The 18811-nt window shown below is 68.3% G+C and carries 19 protein-coding genes; 11 read left to right on the top strand and 8 right to left on the bottom strand.

What is annotated here, in order from left to right:
• Window position 1: 1 nt before the first annotated feature.
• Both OYT95_RS16705 and OYT95_RS16700 read right to left on the bottom strand, forming a co-directional pair.
• A complete protein-coding gene (locus OYT95_RS16705) occupies window positions 2–409 on the bottom strand; it encodes a TIGR03618 family F420-dependent PPOX class oxidoreductase (protein ID WP_037228172.1) in 408 nt (135 codons plus the stop codon).
• Between the two features lie 60 nt (window positions 410–469).
• Complete coding sequence (locus OYT95_RS16700; protein WP_037228169.1) at window positions 470–1489, bottom strand: LacI family DNA-binding transcriptional regulator; 1020 nt, start codon at window positions 1487–1489, stop codon at window positions 470–472.
• Window positions 1490–1781: 292 nt separating this feature from the next.
• Here OYT95_RS16700 and OYT95_RS16695 point away from each other — a divergent pair, with 292 nt between their 5' ends.
• The 10 genes from OYT95_RS16695 to OYT95_RS16650 all read left to right on the top strand — a co-directional run bounded on the left by OYT95_RS16695 (window position 1782) and on the right by OYT95_RS16650 (window position 13060).
• Entirely contained in the window at window positions 1782–3293 is a 1512-nt protein-coding gene (locus OYT95_RS16695; RefSeq protein WP_037228166.1) for a sugar ABC transporter ATP-binding protein, read from the top strand.
• Entirely contained in the window at window positions 3290–4345 is a 1056-nt protein-coding gene (locus OYT95_RS16690; RefSeq protein WP_112301601.1) for an ABC transporter permease, read from the top strand. The genes OYT95_RS16695 and OYT95_RS16690 overlap by 4 nt, the downstream gene beginning before the upstream one ends.
• Window positions 4335–4625 (top strand): hypothetical protein, encoded by a 291-nt coding sequence (locus OYT95_RS16685; protein ID WP_268791986.1) that lies wholly within the window; start codon window positions 4335–4337, stop codon window positions 4623–4625. Before OYT95_RS16690 ends, OYT95_RS16685 begins: the two co-directional genes overlap by 11 nt.
• Entirely contained in the window at window positions 4604–5383 is a 780-nt protein-coding gene (locus tag OYT95_RS16680) for an ABC transporter permease (protein WP_268791985.1), read from the top strand. Before OYT95_RS16685 ends, OYT95_RS16680 begins: the two co-directional genes overlap by 22 nt.
• A gap of 70 nt (window positions 5384–5453) precedes the next feature.
• On the top strand, window positions 5454–6530 hold the full coding sequence (gene rhaS / locus OYT95_RS16675; RefSeq protein WP_037228161.1) for a rhamnose ABC transporter substrate-binding protein: 1077 nt from the start codon (window positions 5454–5456) through the stop codon (window positions 6528–6530).
• Window positions 6531–6538: 8 nt separating this feature from the next.
• Window positions 6539–6901: an L-rhamnose mutarotase gene (locus tag OYT95_RS16670; protein ID WP_037228159.1), complete on the top strand. Its 363-nt coding sequence runs from the start codon at window positions 6539–6541 to the stop codon at window positions 6899–6901.
• Window positions 6902–6907: 6 nt separating this feature from the next.
• On the top strand, window positions 6908–8089 hold the full coding sequence (gene rhaI / locus OYT95_RS16665) for an L-rhamnose isomerase (protein ID WP_112301602.1): 1182 nt from the start codon (window positions 6908–6910) through the stop codon (window positions 8087–8089).
• The gene (locus OYT95_RS16660) at window positions 8086–9534 is read left to right on the top strand and encodes an L-fucose/L-arabinose isomerase family protein (protein WP_268791984.1); all 1449 of its coding nucleotides are present in this window, start codon (window positions 8086–8088) and stop codon (window positions 9532–9534) included. Before rhaI ends, OYT95_RS16660 begins: the two co-directional genes overlap by 4 nt.
• 29 nt (window positions 9535–9563) lie before the next feature.
• A complete protein-coding gene (locus tag OYT95_RS16655; protein WP_268791983.1) occupies window positions 9564–11603 on the top strand; it encodes a bifunctional aldolase/short-chain dehydrogenase in 2040 nt (679 codons plus the stop codon).
• The gene (locus OYT95_RS16650) at window positions 11603–13060 is read left to right on the top strand and encodes a rhamnulokinase (RefSeq protein ID WP_268791982.1); all 1458 of its coding nucleotides are present in this window, start codon (window positions 11603–11605) and stop codon (window positions 13058–13060) included. The genes OYT95_RS16655 and OYT95_RS16650 overlap by 1 nt, the downstream gene beginning before the upstream one ends.
• A gap of 6 nt (window positions 13061–13066) precedes the next feature.
• Here the strand turns inward: OYT95_RS16650 and OYT95_RS16645 are convergent, their stop codons facing one another.
• Genes OYT95_RS16645 through rfbA form a run of 4 tightly spaced genes read right to left on the bottom strand, consistent with a single transcriptional unit; the run spans window position 13067 to window position 15927 of the window.
• Entirely contained in the window at window positions 13067–13876 is an 810-nt protein-coding gene (locus tag OYT95_RS16645; protein ID WP_268791981.1) for an enoyl-CoA hydratase, read from the bottom strand.
• 22 nt (window positions 13877–13898) lie between these two features.
• Window positions 13899–14405: a polyketide cyclase gene (locus OYT95_RS16640; RefSeq protein WP_081792237.1), complete on the bottom strand. Its 507-nt coding sequence runs from the start codon at window positions 14403–14405 to the stop codon at window positions 13899–13901.
• Between the two features lie 57 nt (window positions 14406–14462).
• Window positions 14463–15050, bottom strand: a complete 588-nt coding sequence (locus tag OYT95_RS16635) for a dTDP-4-dehydrorhamnose 3,5-epimerase family protein (protein ID WP_268791980.1) — start codon at window positions 15048–15050, stop codon at window positions 14463–14465.
• Between the two features lies 1 nt (window position 15051).
• Window positions 15052–15927, bottom strand: a complete 876-nt coding sequence (gene rfbA / locus OYT95_RS16630) for a glucose-1-phosphate thymidylyltransferase RfbA (RefSeq protein WP_268791979.1) — start codon at window positions 15925–15927, stop codon at window positions 15052–15054.
• A gap of 63 nt (window positions 15928–15990) precedes the next feature.
• Here rfbA and rfbB point away from each other — a divergent pair, with 63 nt between their 5' ends.
• On the top strand, window positions 15991–16995 hold the full coding sequence (gene rfbB / locus OYT95_RS16625; protein WP_268791978.1) for a dTDP-glucose 4,6-dehydratase: 1005 nt from the start codon (window positions 15991–15993) through the stop codon (window positions 16993–16995).
• Here rfbB and OYT95_RS16620 read toward each other — a convergent pair.
• Window positions 16985–17776 carry a class I SAM-dependent methyltransferase gene (locus OYT95_RS16620; protein ID WP_268791977.1) on the bottom strand — a complete coding sequence of 264 codons (792 nt, stop codon included), beginning with the start codon at window positions 17774–17776 and terminating at the stop codon, window positions 16985–16987. The genes rfbB and OYT95_RS16620 overlap by 11 nt on opposite strands.
• A 10-nt stretch (window positions 17777–17786) precedes the next feature.
• A complete protein-coding gene (locus OYT95_RS16615) occupies window positions 17787–18779 on the bottom strand; it encodes a lysylphosphatidylglycerol synthase transmembrane domain-containing protein (protein ID WP_037228140.1) in 993 nt (330 codons plus the stop codon).
• Window positions 18780–18811: the final 32 nt, after the last annotated feature.

The following is an 18811-nucleotide window of genomic DNA, read 5'->3' as shown; positions in this document are numbered from 1 at the left end:
TTCAGGACTGTTTCAGCGACCCCCAGCCGTGCCAGGTGTCGATCTCGATCCAGGCGCTGACCCGTTTCCGGTCGCGGACGGGGTACGGCTTGCCGGTGTAATGCGTGGCGAGGCGGTCGATGTCGGCGAGTTCGCTGTCGTCGACGAATTCGGTCACCCGGCCCTGGACGCTGACGTGGGTGATCCAGTCGTCGGGGTCCATCGCGGTGAGACTGACGCGGGGGTCGCCGCGCAGGTAGTCCAGGCGTCGACGCTCGGCGTCCATGTTGACCAGCACCCTGCCGTCCTCGAACAGGTACCAGGTGGCCACGGACACGGGCTGGCCGTCGGGTCGGACGCAGGCGATGGTGGCGTAATTGGGCCGAGCGAACATCTCGGCGGCTTTCGGTGTCAGAGGTGGCTTCGACATGTCCGAAAGATACTCCTGAGGCCTCCCGGCCTGTGCGTGGTTGACGAGTCCGGGCGCTCGTCAACCACGCGCGGGGCAGGCGGCCGTGGACTCGCGGACGACGAGGGTCGGGGTGAACGAGAGCTGCTGGTGCCGGTGGGTGTCGGGATTGTTGACCTGATCGAGCAGAAGCTCGGCCGCCGCTCGTCCCAGTTCGTTCCGCGGCTGGGCGACGGAGGTCAGCGGCACGGCAGCGCCGGCGGCGTAGTCGATGTCGTCGTACCCGACGATCGCGAGGTCTTCGGGCACGCGCTTGCCGTGCTGGATGAACTCCTGGAGCACACCGAGTGCGAGCAGGTCGTTGGCGCAGAACGCCGCCGTGGGCCGCTCGTCACCCGACATCGCCAGGATCTCGCGGGCCGCCTGGGCGCCCGCCTCGATGCTGAGGGACCGGGTGGCGACGGTGCGCATGCGTGTGTTCGCCGATTCCGCGACAGCGCTGAGCGCCCCGTCCCGGCGGTCGCGGACCTGCCTGATGGTGTCGGGTCCGCCGACGAACGCGAGGTTCCGGTGCCCCTGCTCCATGAGGTGGCGGGCGGCGATCCGTCCGCCGTGGACGTCGTCGACGGCGACGGAGGATCGGCCGGGTGTGCGGGACCCGCGGTCGAGCAGGACCACGGGTGTGCCCTGACGGTCGAGGTTGGCGAGCATGGGGGTGCTCTCGCCGGTGGGGCAGAGCAGGATTCCGTGGACGCGTTGTTCCATGAGCTGGCCGAGTTGCCGGTTCTCGCGTTCTTCCGATTCGCCGGTGCTGACCATGACCATCAGCAGTTCGTTCGCCTCGGCGACTTCCTCGGCGCCCGACGCGACGTCGACGAAGAAGGGGTTGCGCGCGTCGAGGACGACGACGGCGAGCATCCGCGACTGGCCGGCGCGGAGTTGGCGGGCGGCGTCGTTGCGGACGAAGCCGAGCTGGGTGATGGCCGCGTGCACTCGCTGACGGGTCGCCTCGGACACCAGTTCGGGGTGATTGAGCACGTTGCTGATCGTTCCCATCGAGACGCCCGCGAGTGCGGCGACCTCGCGCATCGACGCTGCCATTCGATTCCCCCTTCAGCCGGCTCGTTCGACAGCGCACATTGTCGCGTCGGCCGGTGTCCGAGAACAATCCGGCGTTCTTGAATCGCTTCAGACTCAGTATCGCCGTCCGCGCGGGCGGAATCAACACCGGCTGCCAGGCGAGACGATGTGAAGCGGCCAGTAATGGACCTGGCGTGCTTTTATAACGATAAGGTCACGGCGGCGACCGGCTTTGCCGAACCTCTTGACTTGTGGCGCCTATCACTTCTAGCTTCATGAACAAGAAATGAACCGTTTCAATCGGAGGTGCTGAATGAGCGTCCCCCCTGCGGTGCCGTTGCTGGAAGTGCGGGACGTCACCAAGTCCTTCGGCAACGTCGCTGCTGTTCAGGGTGTGTCGTTTCCGCTCTACGGCGGCGAGGCACACGCCCTCGTCGGAGAGAACGGTGCAGGCAAGTCGACCATCGTGAAGATGCTCGCCGGCGTGCACGGCCCCGACACCGGATCGCTCCTCGTCGGCGGCGAGGAAGTGTCGCTCGGGTCGCCCTCGGACGCCAAGGCCCGGGGCATCGCGGTCATCTACCAGGAGCCGACGCTGTTCCCCGACCTCACCATCGCGGAGAACATCTTCATCGGCACCCAGCCGCGGGCCCGGTTCGGAATGATCGACCGCGGCGCGATGAACACCGCCGCCCGCGCGCTGTTCGACCGTCTCGGTGTCCCGATGGACCCGGACCGGCTGGCCAGCGGACTCTCGATCGCCGACCAGCAGCTCGTCGAGATCGCGAAGGCGCTCTCCACCGACGCCAACGTCATCGTCATGGACGAGCCGACCGCTGCGCTGTCCGGCAACGAGGTGGAGCGGCTGTTCAAGGTCGCCCGGTCCCTCTGCGCGTCCGGCGCGGCGGTCATGTTCATCTCGCACCGCTTCGAGGAGATCTTCGCGCTGTGCCAGCGGGTCACCGTCATGCGCGACGGACGGCACATCGCCACCTCGGAGCTGGCGGGACTGACGGTCGACGACCTCGTCCGCAGCATGGTCGGCCGCGACCTGGGTGCGCTGTTCCCGAAGATCGACGTGGAGCCGGGAGCCGTCGTCCTCGAGATCGAGAACCTGTCGCGTGCAGGGGTGTTCTCCGACATCAGTTTCCAGGTCCGGGCCGGTGAGATCGTGGCGCTGTCCGGGCTGGTCGGTGCCGGCCGGTCCGAGGTCATGCAATCGGCGTTCGGTGTGGACCCCCGCGACAGCGGAGACGTCCGGGTGCGCGGCAAGAGCCTGCACAAGGGCAACCCGAAGGCCGCGATGCGCGCGGGAATGGCGCTCGTCCCGGAGGACCGTCGCCAGCAGGGCCTGATCCTCGACATGTCCATCGAGCGCAACGCCACGTTGACGCGGTCGTCCGCTCTCGCGCGGTTCGGCTTCCTCGTCGGGGGACGGGAGCGCCGGTCGGCATACGAGTGGACGAAGAAACTGCAGACCAAGTACGCGCGCATCACCGACCCCGTCGGGGTGCTGTCGGGTGGCAATCAGCAGAAGGTCGTGCTCGCCAAGTGGATGGCCACCGCGCCGAGCGTCCTGATCGTGGACGAACCCACCCGCGGAATCGACGTCGGCACCAAAGCCGAAGTGCACCGGATCATCTCGACGCTCGCCAGTGAAGGCGTCGCTGTCGTGATGATCTCCTCCGAACTGCCGGAGGTGCTCGGAATGGCCGATCGCGTCCTTGTGATGAGGGAAGGACGAATCGTGTCGGAACTGAGCAGGTCCGAGGCCGACGAGGAGAAGATCATGTTCGCTGCAACGGGTTCGGAGGCCGCCGCATGAGCGCACCCACCCGCGTCGCGCCATCAGGCGCCGCGAAGCCGTCGGTGAAGTCGGACGCGGGGCCGTCCCTGATCGAGAAGGTGCTGCAGGTCCGTTCGCTCGGCATCCTCGCCGCGCTGATCGTGCTGGTCGTGGTCACCACGATGCAGAACAGCAATTTCCTGTCCTCCCAGAGTATTCGCGACATCCTGCTGGCGGCATCGATCGTCGGAGTTCTGGTGGTCGGGCAAACCGTCGTCATGATCACCAAGAACATCGACCTCTCGGTCGGCTCGGTTCTCGGCCTGTCGGCGTTCGCCGCGGGCAGTGTCATGAAGGGCGCCGACGGGGCGCCGATCGTGGTGGGGATTGTCGCGGGTATCGCGGTCGGCGCGATCTGCGGACTCGCCAACGCGCTGCTGGTGCGGTTCGGCGGCGTTCCCGCACTGGTCGTCACGCTCGGCACGATGTACATCTTCCGGGGCATCGCCTACCTGTGGGCGGGCGGCGAGCAGATCACCGCCGACGAGATGCCGTCGAACTTCCTGAAGCTCGGTACTGCAACACTTCTCGGTGTCCCCGTGCTCGTCGTCGTCGCGATGGTGGCGGTCGTCCTCGCCGGGGTGTACCTCCGCCGGTACCGCAGCGGCCGCGACCTCTACGCCATCGGGTCGAACGGCCACGCCGCCGAACTCGCGGGCATCGCCGTCGGCAAGCGCATCCTGCTCGCGTTCGTCTTCTCCGGGGCCATGGCCGGAATCGCCGGGGTCATGTTCGCGGCGCGCTTCGGGACCGTCGACGCCGCCGCCGGATCCGGCTACGAGCTCAACGTGATCGCGGCCGCTGTCGTGGGCGGTGTGGCCGTGGTCGGTGGCGTCGGCACCGTCTGGGGAGCCGCGCTCGGCGCGCTGCTCCTGACCACCATCAACAGTTCGCTGCCGGTTCTCCAGATCAACCAGTTCTGGCAGCAGGCCATCGTCGGTGCGCTGATTCTCATCGCCATCGCGGCCGATCGGCTGCTCGCGGTGCGTGCCGCACAGCAACTTCGGAAGAGGAGCGCTCATGTCGACTGACACCATCGAGCCGGCGGCGACCGCACAGCCGGACACCGCGGGTCGGACGTCGACGGTCAGCCGCGTCCGCGAGTTGCTCGCCGGCTGGGATTCGGCGATCATCGCCATCACGGTCGTCGTGCTGGTGGCCGCCTCGGTCACCAACCCCGACTTCGGGAGCAGCCGGAACTTCACGTTCCTCGTCCTCGATCTGGCGCCGATCTTCCTGATCGCACTGCCGATGACGTCATCATCATCACCGGGGAGATCGACCTGTCGGTGGCGAGCGTCCTGGGGCTGAGCGGCGCCGCGATGGGCTGGATGTGGAACAACGGCTTCGCCATCGAGATGATCATCCCGATGTGCATCCTGCTCGGCTGCGTCCTCGGTGCCCTCAACGGTTTCCTCGTCGCCAAGCTGGGGCTGCCGTCCCTGGCCGTCACGATCGGTACCCTCGCCCTCTTCCGTGGGCTCGCGTTCGTCCTCCTCGGTGACCAGGCGGTGTCCAACTTCCCGCGTGCGTACACGTCCTGGGTGACGGGAACCGTCGGGGGCACGTCCATCCCCAATCTCGCCATTCCGCTGGTCGTGGCGGCTGTCGTGTTCGCGGTGATCCTCCAGGCCACCCCGCTGGGCCGCGACATCTACGCCACCGGCGCCAGTGACACGGCCGCACGCTTTGCGGGAATCGACGGGGCGCGGCTGAAGTTCTGGCTCTACGTGGTGTGCGGGGCGGTCGCCGCCCTCGCCGGAGTGCTGTGGAGTCTGCGGTACTCGAGCGCCCGGGCCGACAACGGATCCGGTCTCGAACTGGCCGTGGTCGCCGCTGTGCTCCTCGGCGGGGTGTCGATCTTCGGCGGCAAAGGCCGACTGGCCGGCGTGCTCGCCGCGGTGGTGCTGCTCGCCACGCTGCAGAACGCGCTGCGCCTCGAAGACATCTCGAACGAGGCGCTCACCATCGTCACCGGCGTTCTCCTGATCGTGGCCGTTCTGCTCCCGAACCTGCTGAAGACCGTGCGGGCATCCGCGCAGCGTCGAAAGCTGCAGAACGCCTCCTGAATTCCCCTGCTCCACAGCTCTTTCTCACTTCAGCGTTCGCAGTGACGCGAACACGAGGAAAGGATCCACCATGACCCGATTCCGCCGGACCTTCGTTCCCCTGGCGGGGATCGTCGCAGTCTCGATCGGACTGACGGCCTGCGGCGGCACCACCCAGGATTCGGCGTCGAACTCGGGCGGTGGCGACCGCGCCACCGGTACCGCGAACCCCGACGCGCCGATCCAGGACGGTCTGCAGGTCGCGTTCCTCCCCAAGCAGCTCAACAACCCGTACTCCGACATCGAGGTCGGGGGCGGCAAGACCGCAGTGGAGGAGTTCGGCGGCGAGTACAAGCTCGTCGGCCCCAACGATGCGAGCGCGTCCTCGCAGGTGTCCTACATCAACACGCTGATCCAGCAGGGCCAGAACGTGATCAACATCGCGGCCAACGATCCCAACGCCGTGTGCCCGTCGCTGAACCAGGCCCGCGACGCCGGCATCAAGGTCGTGACGTTCGATTCGGACGCGGCCGAGGACTGCCGCGACCTGTTCATCAACCAGGCCACCACCCAGGGTGTCGGTGAGACGCTCGCGAAGATGACCAGCGAGCAGATCGGCGGCACCGGCAAGATCGCGGTACTGTCCGCCACCCCCAACGCCACCAACCAGAACGCCTGGATCGAGGTGCTGAAGGCCGAGCTCGCGAGCAAGCCGGAGTACCGGAACATCGAGCTGGTGGCCACGGTGTACGGCAACGACGACGACCAGAAGTCGTTCCAGGAAACGCAGGGCCTCCTGCAGACGTACCCCGACCTGAAGGCGATCGTGTCGCCCACGACGGTCGGCATCGCCGCGGCGGCGCGCTACATCTCGTCGTCGAGCTACAAGGGCAACATCGTGCTCACCGGACTCGGCACCCCGAACCAGATGCGGGAGTACGTGAAGAACGGCACCGTCAAGGAGTTCGCCCTCTGGGACCCGACCAACATCGGCTACCTCTCCGCCTACGCCGGTGCCGCGCTGGCGTCCGGTCAGATCACCGGCGCCGAGGGGCAGAAGTTCACGGCAGGCAAGCTCGGCGAGTACACGATCGGCGCAGGCGGCGAGGTCGTGCTCGGCCCGCCCACCGTGTTCGACGCGAACACCATCGACCAGTACAACTTCTGAACCGTCCGATGAACAAGTACTGCTTCACCCTGCAACTCCGGCCGGACCGGATCGACGAGTACGTTCGCCGTCACGCCCAGGTCTGGCCGGAGATGCTCGAGGCCCTGAAAGCCAGCGGGTGGCACAACTATTCGCTGCACATCCGGCCGGACGGGCTGATCGTCGGCTACGTCGAGTCGGCCGATCTCGAACAGGCACAGGCGGCGATGGCGCGCACCGACGTCAACCGGCGTTGGCAACACGACATGGCGCCGTTCTTCGCGCTCGACGGTGTGGCCCCCGACGAGGGATTCACGCTCCTCACCGAGATCTTCGACCTGGACGCCCAGCTTCACACCCATCTCGACCACACGATCTCCACCGAAGGATGATTCACCATGACGGCAACTGACACTCGGCGCACGGCCGGCGACATCTCCGCCCTCGCCGACTTCGGAATCGAAGTGCCCAGTTGGGCATACGGGAATTCCGGGACCCGATTCAAGGTGTTCGCCACGGCAGGCGTCCCGCGCGACCCGTACGAGAAGATCGAGGACGCCGCACAGGTGCACCGGGTGACCGGGGCGGCGCCGAGGGTGTCGCTGCACATCCCGTGGGACCGTGTCGACGACTTCGGCAAGCTCGCCGCGTTCGCCGCCGATCAGGGGGTGTCGCTGGGGGCGATCAACTCCAACGTCTTCCAGGACGACGACTACAAGCTGGGGTCGCTCACCAACGCCGACCCGAAGATCCGGGCGAAGGCGGTCGCCCACCACGTCGAGTGCATCGACGTCATGCGGGCCACGGGCTCGAAGGATCTGAAGCTGTGGCTGCCCGACGGCACCAACTACGCCGGCCAGGATTCGATCCGCGCCCGGCAGGATCGGCTCGCCGATTCGCTGCAGAAGATCTACGCCGAACTCGACGACGATCACCGCCTGCTGATCGAGTACAAATTCTTCGAGCCGTACTTCTACACCACCGACATACCCGATTGGGGAACGTCGCTGCTGCACTGCCTGGCGCTGGGCGAGAAGGCACAGGTCGTCCTGGACACCGGTCATCACGCGCCGGGGACGAACATCGAATTCATCGTCGCCCAGCTGATCCGGCAGGGACGGCTCGGCGCCTTCGATTTCAACTCCCGCTTCTACGCCGACGACGACCTGATCGTCGGATCCGCGGACCCGTTCCAGCTGTTCCGGATCATGCACGAGATCGTCCGGGCGGGCGCGCATCTCCCGGACTCCGGGGTGAACTTCATGCTCGATCAGTGCCACAACATCGAGCCGAAGATCCCCGGCCAGATCCGGTCCATCATGAACGTCCAGGAAGCCACGGCCAAGGCTCTGCTCGTGGACGGGGACGCACTCGAGGCGGCCCAGCAGTCGGGTGACGTGCTCGGTGCCCACGCGGTGCTGATGGACGGGTACAACACCGACGTCCGGCCGCTGCTGGCCGAACTGCGCGAATCGCAGGGCAGGGACGCCGACCCGATCGGCGCATTCGCGCGCTCCGGATACCTGGAGCGGATCGAGCGCGAGCGGGTCGGCGGAAACCAGGCGAGCTGGGGCGCATGACGACCGCGACGACGGCACACACCGTGCCCGCCCGCCTCGACCGCGTGCGTCCCCGGAAGACCCGGCTGGGACTGGTGTCGGGTGGGCTCGGCGCCTACTGGCCGCAGTTCCCCGGCCTCCGGGGCGTCCTGCAGGAGTCCGCCCGGTACGTGACGGGCCGATTCGAGGAGCAGGACTGCAAGGTCGTCGATGCCGGCTTCGTCTCGGACCCGCAGGAATCCGCCGTCGCGGCCGAGACGCTGAGGCAGGCCGACTGCGACCTGGTGGTGATCTTCCTGACCACCTACCTGACGTCGTCGATGGTGCTGCCGATCGCGCAGCGGACCAACGTACCGGTGCTGCTGATCGATCTGCAGCCGACCGAGGCGATGGATCACGCGAACACCGACACGGGGACGTGGCTGGCCTACTGCGGGCAGTGCCCGCTGCCGGAGGTCGCGAACGTGTTCCGGCGCAGCGGCATCGACTTCCGGTCGGTGTCCGGGTACCTGCACGACGAGAACGCCTGGCGGCGCATCGGCGCCTGGGTGAGCGCCGCCTCGGCACGGGCCGCCCTGCGGCACGGCCGGCTCGGACTCATGGGTCACCTGTACCCCGGGATGCTCGACATCTCGACCGACATGACCCTGTTGTCGTCCCAGTTCGGCGCGCACGTGGAGGTGCTCGAATTCGACGACCTCCGGGTGCGGGTCGACGCGGTCACCGATCGTGAGACGGCCGACCGCGTCGCGCTCGCGAAAGAGATTTTCGCGCTCGACGGTTCGGTGGATCCGGACGATCTCGCCTGGGGAGCCAGGGTGTCCGTCGGGCTCGACCGCCTCGTCGCGGACTTCGCGCTCGACGCGATGGCGTACTACCACCGCGGGCTCGACGGTGAACTGCACGAACAGCTCGGCGCCGGAATGATTCTCGGAGCGTCGCTGCTCACCGCCCGCGGTATTCCGCTGGCCGGTGAGTACGACATTCGCACCGCGGTCGCGATGCTGGTCTCGGATCGGATGGGCGCCGGTGGATCGTTCACGGAACTGCAGGCACTGAACTTCCGCGACGGCGTCGTCGAAATGGGTCACGACGGGCCGGCCCATCTGCAGATCTCGTCCGCCGAACCGCTGCTCCGCGGTCTCGGTATCTACCACGGCAAGCGGGGGTACGGCGTCAGCGTCGAGTTCGACGTGACCCAAGGGCCCGTCACGACCTTCGCGGTCGGGCAGAACCGCGACGGCTCGTACTCGTTCATCGCGTCCGAGGGCGAAGTGGTTCCCGGACCACTCCTGGCCATCGGCAACACCACGTCCCGGGTCGACTTCGGCCGGGATCCGGGGGAGTGGACGGACGAGTGGAGCGCCACCGGAACCGGTCACCACTGGGCGTTGTGCGTCGGGCACCGTGCCGGCGCGATCAAGGCCGCAGCAGAGTTGCTCGGCATCGAATTCATCCGGGTCTGAAGTCAAGAATCTCGAGGGAGAAACACGAAGTGAACGCCACGAGCACCATCGCCGAACTGATCGCACGGTCCAACAGACTGGGCGCCGACGCTCGGAACACCAACTACGCGGGCGGCAACACCTCCGCCAAGGGCACCGACATCGACCCCGTGACCGGCGCCGAGGTGGAACTGGTCTGGGTGAAGGGTTCCGGCGGAGACCTCGGCACGCTGAAGCCCGCCGGTCTCGCCGCGCTGCGCCTCGACCGGGTCCGCGCCCTGACCGACGTCTACCCGGGCCTCGACGCCGAGGACGACATGGTTGCCGCGTTCGACTACTGCCTGCACGGCAAGGGCGGCGCCGCGCCGTCGATCGACACCGCCATGCACGGTCTGGTGAACGCGCCGCACGTCGACCACCTGCACCCCGATTCCGGCATCGCGTTCGCGACCGCCGCGGACGGTGAGGAACTGACCCGCAAGTGCTTCGGCGACCGCGTGGTGTGGGTGCCGTGGCGCCGCCCCGGTTTCCAGTTGGGCCTCGACATCTCGGCCATCGCGGAGGCGAACCCGCAGGCGATCGGCTGCATCCTGGGCGGTCACGGCATCACGGCGTGGGGGTCGACGAGCGAGGAGTGCGAGCAGCGTTCGCTCGAGATCATCCGCACCGCCGAGCAGTTCATCGCCGACAACGGCCGCGAGGAGCCGTTCGGCCCCGCGGTCGCGGGCTACGAGGCACTGCCCGCCGAGGAGCGCCGCCGCCGCGCCGCCGCACTGTTCCCGCTGCTGCGTGGACTGGCCTCCACCGATCGCCCGCAGGTGGGGCACTTCACCGACAGTGAGGAGGTGCTGAACTTCCTCGCGGCGCAGGAGCATCCGCGTCTCGCGGCGCTGGGCACGTCGTGCCCGGATCACTTCCTCCGCACCAAGGTCCGGCCGATGGTCCTCGACCTGCCGCCGACCGCGTCGCTCGCGGACGTCACCGCGCGACTGGGTGAACTGCACACGTCCTACCGCGAGGACTACGCCCGGTACTACACCGAGTACGCGGAACCGGACAGCCCGGCGATGCGCGGCGCCGACCCGGCCATCGTCCTGGTCCCCGGCGTCGGGATGTTCTCGTTCGGCGCGAACAAGCAGACCGCGCGGGTGGCCGGCGAGTTCTACGTCAACGCGATCAACGTGATGCGCGGCGCCGAGGCCATCTCCACGTACCAGCCGATCGACGAGCGGGAGAAGTTCCGCATCGAGTACTGGGCCCTCGAGGAGGCGAAGCTGGCTCGCATGCCGAAGCCGGCACCGCTCGCCACCCGCGTCGCCCTGGTCACCGGTTCGGCGTCGGGAATCGGCAAGGCGATCGCACAGCGCCTCGCCGCGGAGGGTGCGTGCGTCGTCATCGCCGACCTCGACCAGGCGAAAGCGGCCGAGGCCGCCGCCGAGATCGGTGGCAGCGACGTCGCCGTCGGCGTGGCAGCGGACGTGACCAGCGCCGACCAGGTCGCCGCGGCGTTCGAGACCGCGGTCCTGGCGTTCGGCGGAGTCGATCTCGTCGTCAACAATGCCGGATTGTCCATCTCCAAGCCGCTGCTCGAGACCACCGAGAAGGATTGGGACCTGCAGCACGACGTGATGGCGAAGGGCTCGTTCCTGGTGTCGCGGGAGGCGGCGCGGGTGATGACCGCCCAGGCGATGGGCGGCGACATCGTCTACATCTCCTCGAAGAACTCGGTGTTCGCCGGCCCCAACAACATCGCGTACTCGGCGACGAAGGCCGACCAGGCGCATCAGGTGCGTCTGCTCGCGGCGGAACTCGGCGAGTACGGCATCCGCGTCAACGGCATCAACCCGGACGGCGTGGTGCGGGGTTCGGGCATCTTCGCCGGCGGCTGGGGTGCCAAGCGGGCCGCCGTGTACGGCGTCGAGGAGGAGAAGCTGGGCGAGTACTACGCACAGCGCACCCTGCTCAAGCGAGAGGTGCTGCCCGAACATGTCGCCAACGCGGTGTTCGCGCTCACCGGCGGCGACCTCACACACACGACCGGACTGCACATCCCGGTGGATGCCGGTGTCGCTGCGGCGTTCCTGCGCTGATGGACGCGTTCGCGGCGATCGACCTGGGCGCGTCCAGCGGGCGGGTGATGCTGGGCCGCGTCGCCGACGGTGTGATCACCCTCGACGAGGTCGCGCGCTTCCCCAACCGCCCGGTGCGGCTGGGCGGATCGTTGCACTGGGATCTGGCCGGACTCTACCGGGGTGTGCTGGACGGGCTGCGGGCCGCGGCAACGGAGGCCGAGGCCCGCGGTGACGTCCTCGTGTCGATCGGAATCGACACGTGGGCGGTGGATTACGGGCTCCTCGGCGGTGACGGTTCCCTCCTCGGGATGCCGTACCACTACCGCGACCAGCGGACGTGGGGAGTCGCGGCCGATGTGCGATCATCGATACCGGACCGGGAGTTGTTCGAGCGCAACGGCATCGCGCAACTGCCGTTCAACACGGTGTACCAGCTGCTGGCGGAGCGGGAGAGCGGCGCGCAGCGGCTCGACGTCGCCGAGCAGATGCTGATGATCCCCGACCTTCTGGCCTACTGGCTCAGCGGGGTTCGCGTCGGCGAGGTGACCAACGCGTCCACCACCGGTCTGCTCGATCCGGTGAGCCGCGACTGGGACCGGGCGCTGGTCACCCGGCTCGGCCTCGACGACCGCGTGCTGCCACCGTTGGCGGACCCCGGTGCGGCGATCGGACCCGTCCGGCCCGACGTCGCCGAAGAGATCGGCGCCAAGGACCGCCCCCCGACGGTGGTGGCCGTCGGCAGCCACGACACGGCGTCGGCCGTCGTCGCGGTCCCCGCCGCGAGCACGCGGTTCGCGTACATCGCGTCGGGGACGTGGTCGCTGGTGGGAACGGAACTGCCGGGTCCCGTCAGGACCGAGGACGTGCAGGCGGCGGGGTTCACCAACGAGGCCGGCGTCGACGGCACCACCCGGTTGCTGCGGAACGTGATGGGCATGTGGCTGGTGCAGGAGTCGATGCGGCAGTGGCAGGCCGACGGGCTCGAGGTGTCGTTGCCGGACCTGCTGGAGGACGCCGAAGCGCTGACCGACCTCGGCTCCGTCGTCGACCCGGACCTGCCGGTGTTCCTGCCGCCGGGCGACATGCCTGCCCGCATCGCCGCCGAATGCGCCCGGACGGGTCAGCGCGTGCCGGACGGTCCGGCCGAGGTGATCCGGTGTGTCATGGACAGTCTCGCGGACGCGTACCGGCGGTCGGTGCAGTCGCTCGTCGAACTCACCGGCACACCGATCGACGTGGTGCACGTCGTCGGCGGCGGATCCCAGAACGCCCTGCTGTGCCAGCTGACGGCGGATGCCACCGGGCTGCCCGTCGTCGCCGGACCCGTCGAGGGTTCCGCCCTCGGCAACGTCCTGGTGCAGGCGCGCGCGGCCGGTGTGCTGTCCGGTGGCCTCGCCGAACTGCGTGCGGTCGTGTCGAATTCGTTCACCCTGCGCGAGTTCGCGCCGTCGGCGGCGTCGCTGTCCCGGGCCTAGGGAGCTCTAACGCCGGTCCCGGAACTGCGGTTCGCGCTTGTCCTTCCGCGCCGCGGTGGCCTCCTCGAAGTTGTCGGTCAGCAGCCGCACCAGCAGCTGTCCGAGCCCCTCCTGGTGAATGTGGGCTTCGAGGGAGGCGGCGTCGAGGCCGGACCACAGCGTGCGCTTCGTCAGTTCCAGGCCCGGCCGGGAGAACCGCGACATGCGCTCGGCGAGGTCTAAGCACTCGTCGAGGAGGTCCTCGCCGGGCACGCACCGCGACACGAGCCCGATCCGCTCGGCCTCGTCGGCGTGCACGTCCCGCCCGGACAGCATGATCTCGAACGCCCGGGACGAACCGATCGCCCGCGGCAGCAGGTAGCTCAGGCCCAGCTCGCTCGCGGTCAGCCCGTTGTTGATGCCCGCCGCCCGGAAGTAGGCGTCCTCCGCCGCGATCCGGATGTCGGAGGCGAGCGCCAGGCACAGACCGCCTCCGATGGCCGCCCCGTTGACGGCGCTGATCACCGGCTGGTGCATCCGGCGCAGCGAGAGCACCACGTTGTCGAGCATCTCCATGGCCCGCAGGGCGACGGTCGGCGGGGTGAGGCCGTCGACGTGGGGGAGCGTGCCCGCGGACCGCTGGTCGGCACCGGAGCAGAAGCCGCGGCCCGCGCCGGTAATCACCACCGCGCGCACCGAGTTGTCGTTGCTGATCTCCTCCAGCGCGTCGCGGAACGGGATCATCACGTCGAACGCCATCGCATTCATGCGTTCCGGACGGTTCAGCGTCACCAGGGCGATGCCCGGCCGGGGGTGGTCGACGACGACGAAGTTCACGCCCTCGATACTAGAACACGTTTCAATTCTGTGGATCGATTTGCGGTCGCGGACGCCCGGGGGCGACCGTGCGCGCGAGGATGCCGAGCGTCGCGCGCAACGCGTTCTCGGAAATCACCGGGAAGATCCCGGCCTCGCGCCAGAACGGGTCGATGGAAGACCAGTCGTAGAACGACGTCACCATCGTCCCCTCGTCGATCGGCTCGAGCCGGTAGCCGTACACGTGCCCGATCTGAGGCCGGATCTGACCGAGGACCTTCCAGGAGATCTCCCGGTCGGGCACGAACGTCTCGATCGTCACCGTCACGTCGTAGAGACCGAGGTCGAAGTCGTTCAACGCGTCGCGGTCCATGTGCACGACGAACGTGTCGCCCGCCGCCGTGACGCGGTCGCCTTCCGCGGACATCAGCATCCCGGAGCTGTCGATCGCCACATGTCCCTCGGGATCGCAGAGGAGGCCGAAGATCGTCGCAGGGTCCGCGGCGACGGCCCGCCGGACTTCCAGCCGCTCGCTGATGTCAGTCGTCATGTTCGCATCCTGCCACCCCATGTGAGTGGCATCGTGTGCTCGGGGACGCGATGCCACTCACATGGGGAAGGCGGGCAGTACTCCGGCGTCCATGGCCTGCTTCAGAGACGGCGCGGCCGAATCCTTCTCGGACAGCTGGAACGTCAGCGGGCTGCCGTCCCGGCCCACCGTGGGCCAGTCGATTCCCAGTTCGGGATCGAGTGGATGGAGGTCGTGGTCGAGGGCCGGGGTGTACTCGATCGAGCACAGGTACATCACGGTCGACGCGTCCTCGAGGGACAGGATCGCATGGCCGACACCGGCCGGAAGGTAGACGGCGCGGCGGTCGGCGTCGTCGATGAGCACCGAATCCCACTGCCCGAACATCGGCGACCCGACCCGCAGGTCGACGATGACGTCGAGGAACGCACCCTTGACGCAGGTGACGTATTTCGCCTGCCCGGGCGGGTTGTCGGTGAAATGGATGCCGCGCAGGACGCCGGCGGCGGACACCGAGCAGTTGGCCTGCGCGAGTTCGAGGCTGTGCCCGACGGCGGCCTCGAACTCCGAGCCCTTGAACCATTCGAGGAACACGCCGCGGTCGTCGCCGAACTGCCGCGGAGTGATCTCCCAGGCGCCCGGAACCTTCAGTTCCCGATATTCCACGTCACCAGTCCTTGCCGCGCTCGAGCAGTTCGAGGAGATAGTCGCCGTACCCCGACTTGCCGAGAGTTTCGGCGCGGGCACACAATTCGGCGTCGGTGATGAACCCGCGGCGCCACGCGACCTCTTCCGGGACGCCGATCTTCAGCCCCTGCCGATGTTCGAGCGTGCGCACGAAGTTCGACGCCTCGAGCAGTGAATCCACGGTGCCGGTGTCGAGCCACGCGGTTCCGCGGGGAAGCACCTCGACCTGCAGCCGTCCGGCCTGCAGGTACGCCTGGTTGACGTCGGTGATCTCGTACTCGCCGCGGTCCGACGGCTTCAGGTCGCGCGCGATCGAGACGACGTTGTTGTCGTAGAAGTACAGCCCGGGGATCGAGAAGTTCGACTTCGGGGTGGCGGGCTTCTCCTCGATCGACATGGCTCGGCCCGTGTCGTCGAATTCGACCACACCGTAGGAGCTGGGATCGGACACCCAGTAGGCGAACACGGCGCCGCCGTCGATGTTCTCGAAGCGGTTCAGCCGGGAACCGAGGCCGGGGCCGTAGAAGATGTTGTCGCCGAGCACGAGGGACACGGACTCGCCGCCGATGTGGTCGGCGCCGAGCACGAACGCCTGCGCCAGGCCGTTCGGTTCCTCCTGCACCTTGTACGTGAGGTTCACCCCGAACTGGGAGCCGTCGCCGAGGAGCCGTCGGAACTGCTCGGCGTCATGCGGGGTGGTGATGACGAGGATGTCCCGGATGTTGGCCAGCATCAGGGTGGAGAGCGGGTAGTAGATCATCGGCTTGTCGTAGACCGGGACCAGTTGCTTGCTCACTCCGAGAGTGATCGGGTGCAACCGGGACCCGGTGCCGCCTGCCAGGATGATTCCGCGCATGTGCGCAGTGTTCCAGTGTTCGCGTCGGATAGAAACTCGGGAGCGCCACTAGGGTGGGTGCACATGAGGCTTCTCGTGACAGGCGGCGCCGGGTTCATCGGTGCGAACTTCGTGCACCAGACGGTGGCCGAGCGGCCGGACGTGCAGGTGACGGTGCTCGACGCGCTGACGTACGCCGGCAACTTGCGGTCGCTCGACCCGGTGGCCGACCGCATCGAGTTCGTGCACGGCGACGTGGCGGATTTCGCGCTGGTGGATCGTCTGGTCGCGGACTCGGACGCGGTCGTCCACTTCGCCGCCGAATCGCACAACGACAATTCGCTGGCCGACCCGACGCCGTTCGTGCAGACGAACGTGATGGGCACGTTCTCGTTGTTGCAGGCCGTCCGCGCCCACGACGTCCGGTATCACCACATCTCCACCGACGAGGTGTACGGCGACCTCGAACTGGACGACCCCGAGCGCTTCACCGAGTCGACCCCGTACAACCCGTCGAGCCCGTACTCGGCCACCAAGGCGTCCAGCGACCTGCTGGTGCGGGCGTGGGCGCGGTCGTTCGGGGTGCGGGCCACCCTGTCGAACTGTTCCAACAACTACGGCCCGTACCAGCACGTCGAGAAGTTCATTCCGCGCCAGATCACCAACCTGATCGACGGGGTGCGCCCCCGCCTGTACGGCAGCGGGAAGAACGTGCGCGACTGGATCCACGTCGACGACCACAACGCGGCCGTCTGGACGATCCTGGAGAAGGGGAGTCTCGGTCAGACGTATCTGATCGGCGCGGACGGCGAGGTCGACAACCGGACCGTCGTCGGTACGTTGCTCGAGCTGTTCGGCCGCGACCCCGGCGACCTCGACTTCGTCACCGACCGCCCGGGCCACGACCTGCGCTACGCGATCGATTCGACGCGGCTGCGCACCGAACTGGGCTGGGCGCCGCAGTACAAGGATTTCCGCACCGGGCTCGAGGCCACGGTGCGGTGGTACCGCGACAACGAATCGTGGTGGCGGGCGCAGAAGGAATCCGCGGAGAAGGCGTACGCGGCCACGGAATCCGTCATCGGCTGACGGTTCCGCGGAACGCCCACGCTCTCGCCGTCAGCGCGATGCGGCCTGCCTCGTCGCGGCCCAGTCGGGCATCGAGCAGGTCCCGGAGCTCGTCCCGGCGCCCGGCGGGCAGGGACGTGCAGTATCCGGGCGCGGGCCCTTGGCCGCCCAGAAACGGCCGCCAGAAATCGTCGAAGTCGGCGAACACGGTGGGAACGTCGAGAGGGTGCACCTCCACCCCGGTCAGCCCCGCCGTGGACAGTGCATCGCGGAGTGGCTGCGGCCGGCAGAGCGGGAAGCGGACGCCCTCGTCGAGGTCCGCGGCGGCCTCGTCGAGTTCGCGCGCGGCGTCCCAGAACGCGCGAATCATCTGCATTCCGTCGGCGTAGTCCCACACGTACCCGGCGACCGTCCCGCCGGCCCGCGTGACTCGGCGCATCTCGGCGAGCCCCTGGTGCGGCCGGGGAACGAAATTGAGAACCAGCCCGGACACCACCCGGTCGAATTCGCCGTCCTCGGCGGGGACGGATTCGGCGGTGCCCGACCGGACCTCGAAACGCGGATCGTCCGTCGCGGCGCGAGCCGACGCCGCGAAGGGCTGCGACGGTTCGACTCCGACCACCCGGGCCGGATCCGCCGTGCGGAGAACGGTGTGGGCGAGGGCGCCGGTCCCGCAACCCACGTCGCACCACGCACAGCCCGGGCCGGCGGCCAGCCACCGCAGGAACTGCGACGCGACCAGCCGGCTCCAGCGGCCGATGTAGAGCTCGTACGCGGGATCGATCTCCCAGGCGTCCGTCATCGCGGTCTCCTCAGGACGGCTGCGGTACCCGCGAATCCTCGTGGACGAGGGCGTTGCGCAGCGAACGCGAACCGGCGATCGCGGCGACGAAGCCGGCGAGCACCTCGCACAGCGTGAACACCAGGCGTGACGCCAGAGCCAGCCCCAGCGCGACCCCGCTGTCCATGAACGGGGACAGCGCCGCGACGACGACGGCCTCGCGGACCCCGATGCCGGACGGCGCGACGACCACCAGCACACCGGCGCACATGCCGAGGGCGATCGCGCCGATGCACTGCACCAGGGTGCCCGCCTCGAATCCCGCCGAGCTCGACGCGAGGAACCAGAGATGCACGCCGTAGAGGACCCAGCTGACGGCGCACCAGCCGAGGGCCCGCCCGATCTTGTGCATGGTCAGTTGCCGCTGCAGCGGGGCGCGCCGCAGGATCCGCAGGGCCAGGTTCACCAGCCGGGTGAGGACCGGTGGATAGCAGCAGACGAGAGCGATCGGGACGAGAACGATCACCGCGACCGCCGCGACCGTGCTGATGTGGAACAGGGCCGGCAGCGCCAGCAGCCCGACGACCAGCGCCGATGTGATGCTCAGCCCGACGGTGACGAGGACGGCGACGAATCCGTTGGCCCGCGACACCCCGGCCCGGCGCACGAGCTCGGTCTGGAGGACGAACGCCCACACGCTGCCCGGCAGATACTTGCCGAGCTGACCGACCAGGTAGCAGCGGGCGGCGTCGAAGGCGGGAATCGGGTGTTCGAGGGCCCCGAGCGCGTGCTGCCACGCGCGCACCGCCGCGCCCATGCCGAGGAAGACGAATACCGCGGAGACGGCGAGCGCCCACCAGTCCAGCTGGGTGATCGTGTCCCTGACCTCGGCCCACTGCGATTTCACGGCGAACACGATGGCGACGACGATCGCGAGGGTGACGAGGATCCGCAGCGCGTTCATCAGGACGGCGCGACCGCCACGGTCCGGGACGATCTCGGGATCGGCGTCCACGAGAGCCACCCCCTCACCGGCAGTGCGCTGCGGCGGTGCAG

The organism is Rhodococcus sp. JS3073 (assembly GCF_026810085.1).
GTDB lineage: Bacteria > Actinomycetota > Actinomycetes > Mycobacteriales > Mycobacteriaceae > Rhodococcus_F > Rhodococcus_F wratislaviensis.
This window is presented reverse-complemented; position numbering and strand designations above follow the sequence as displayed.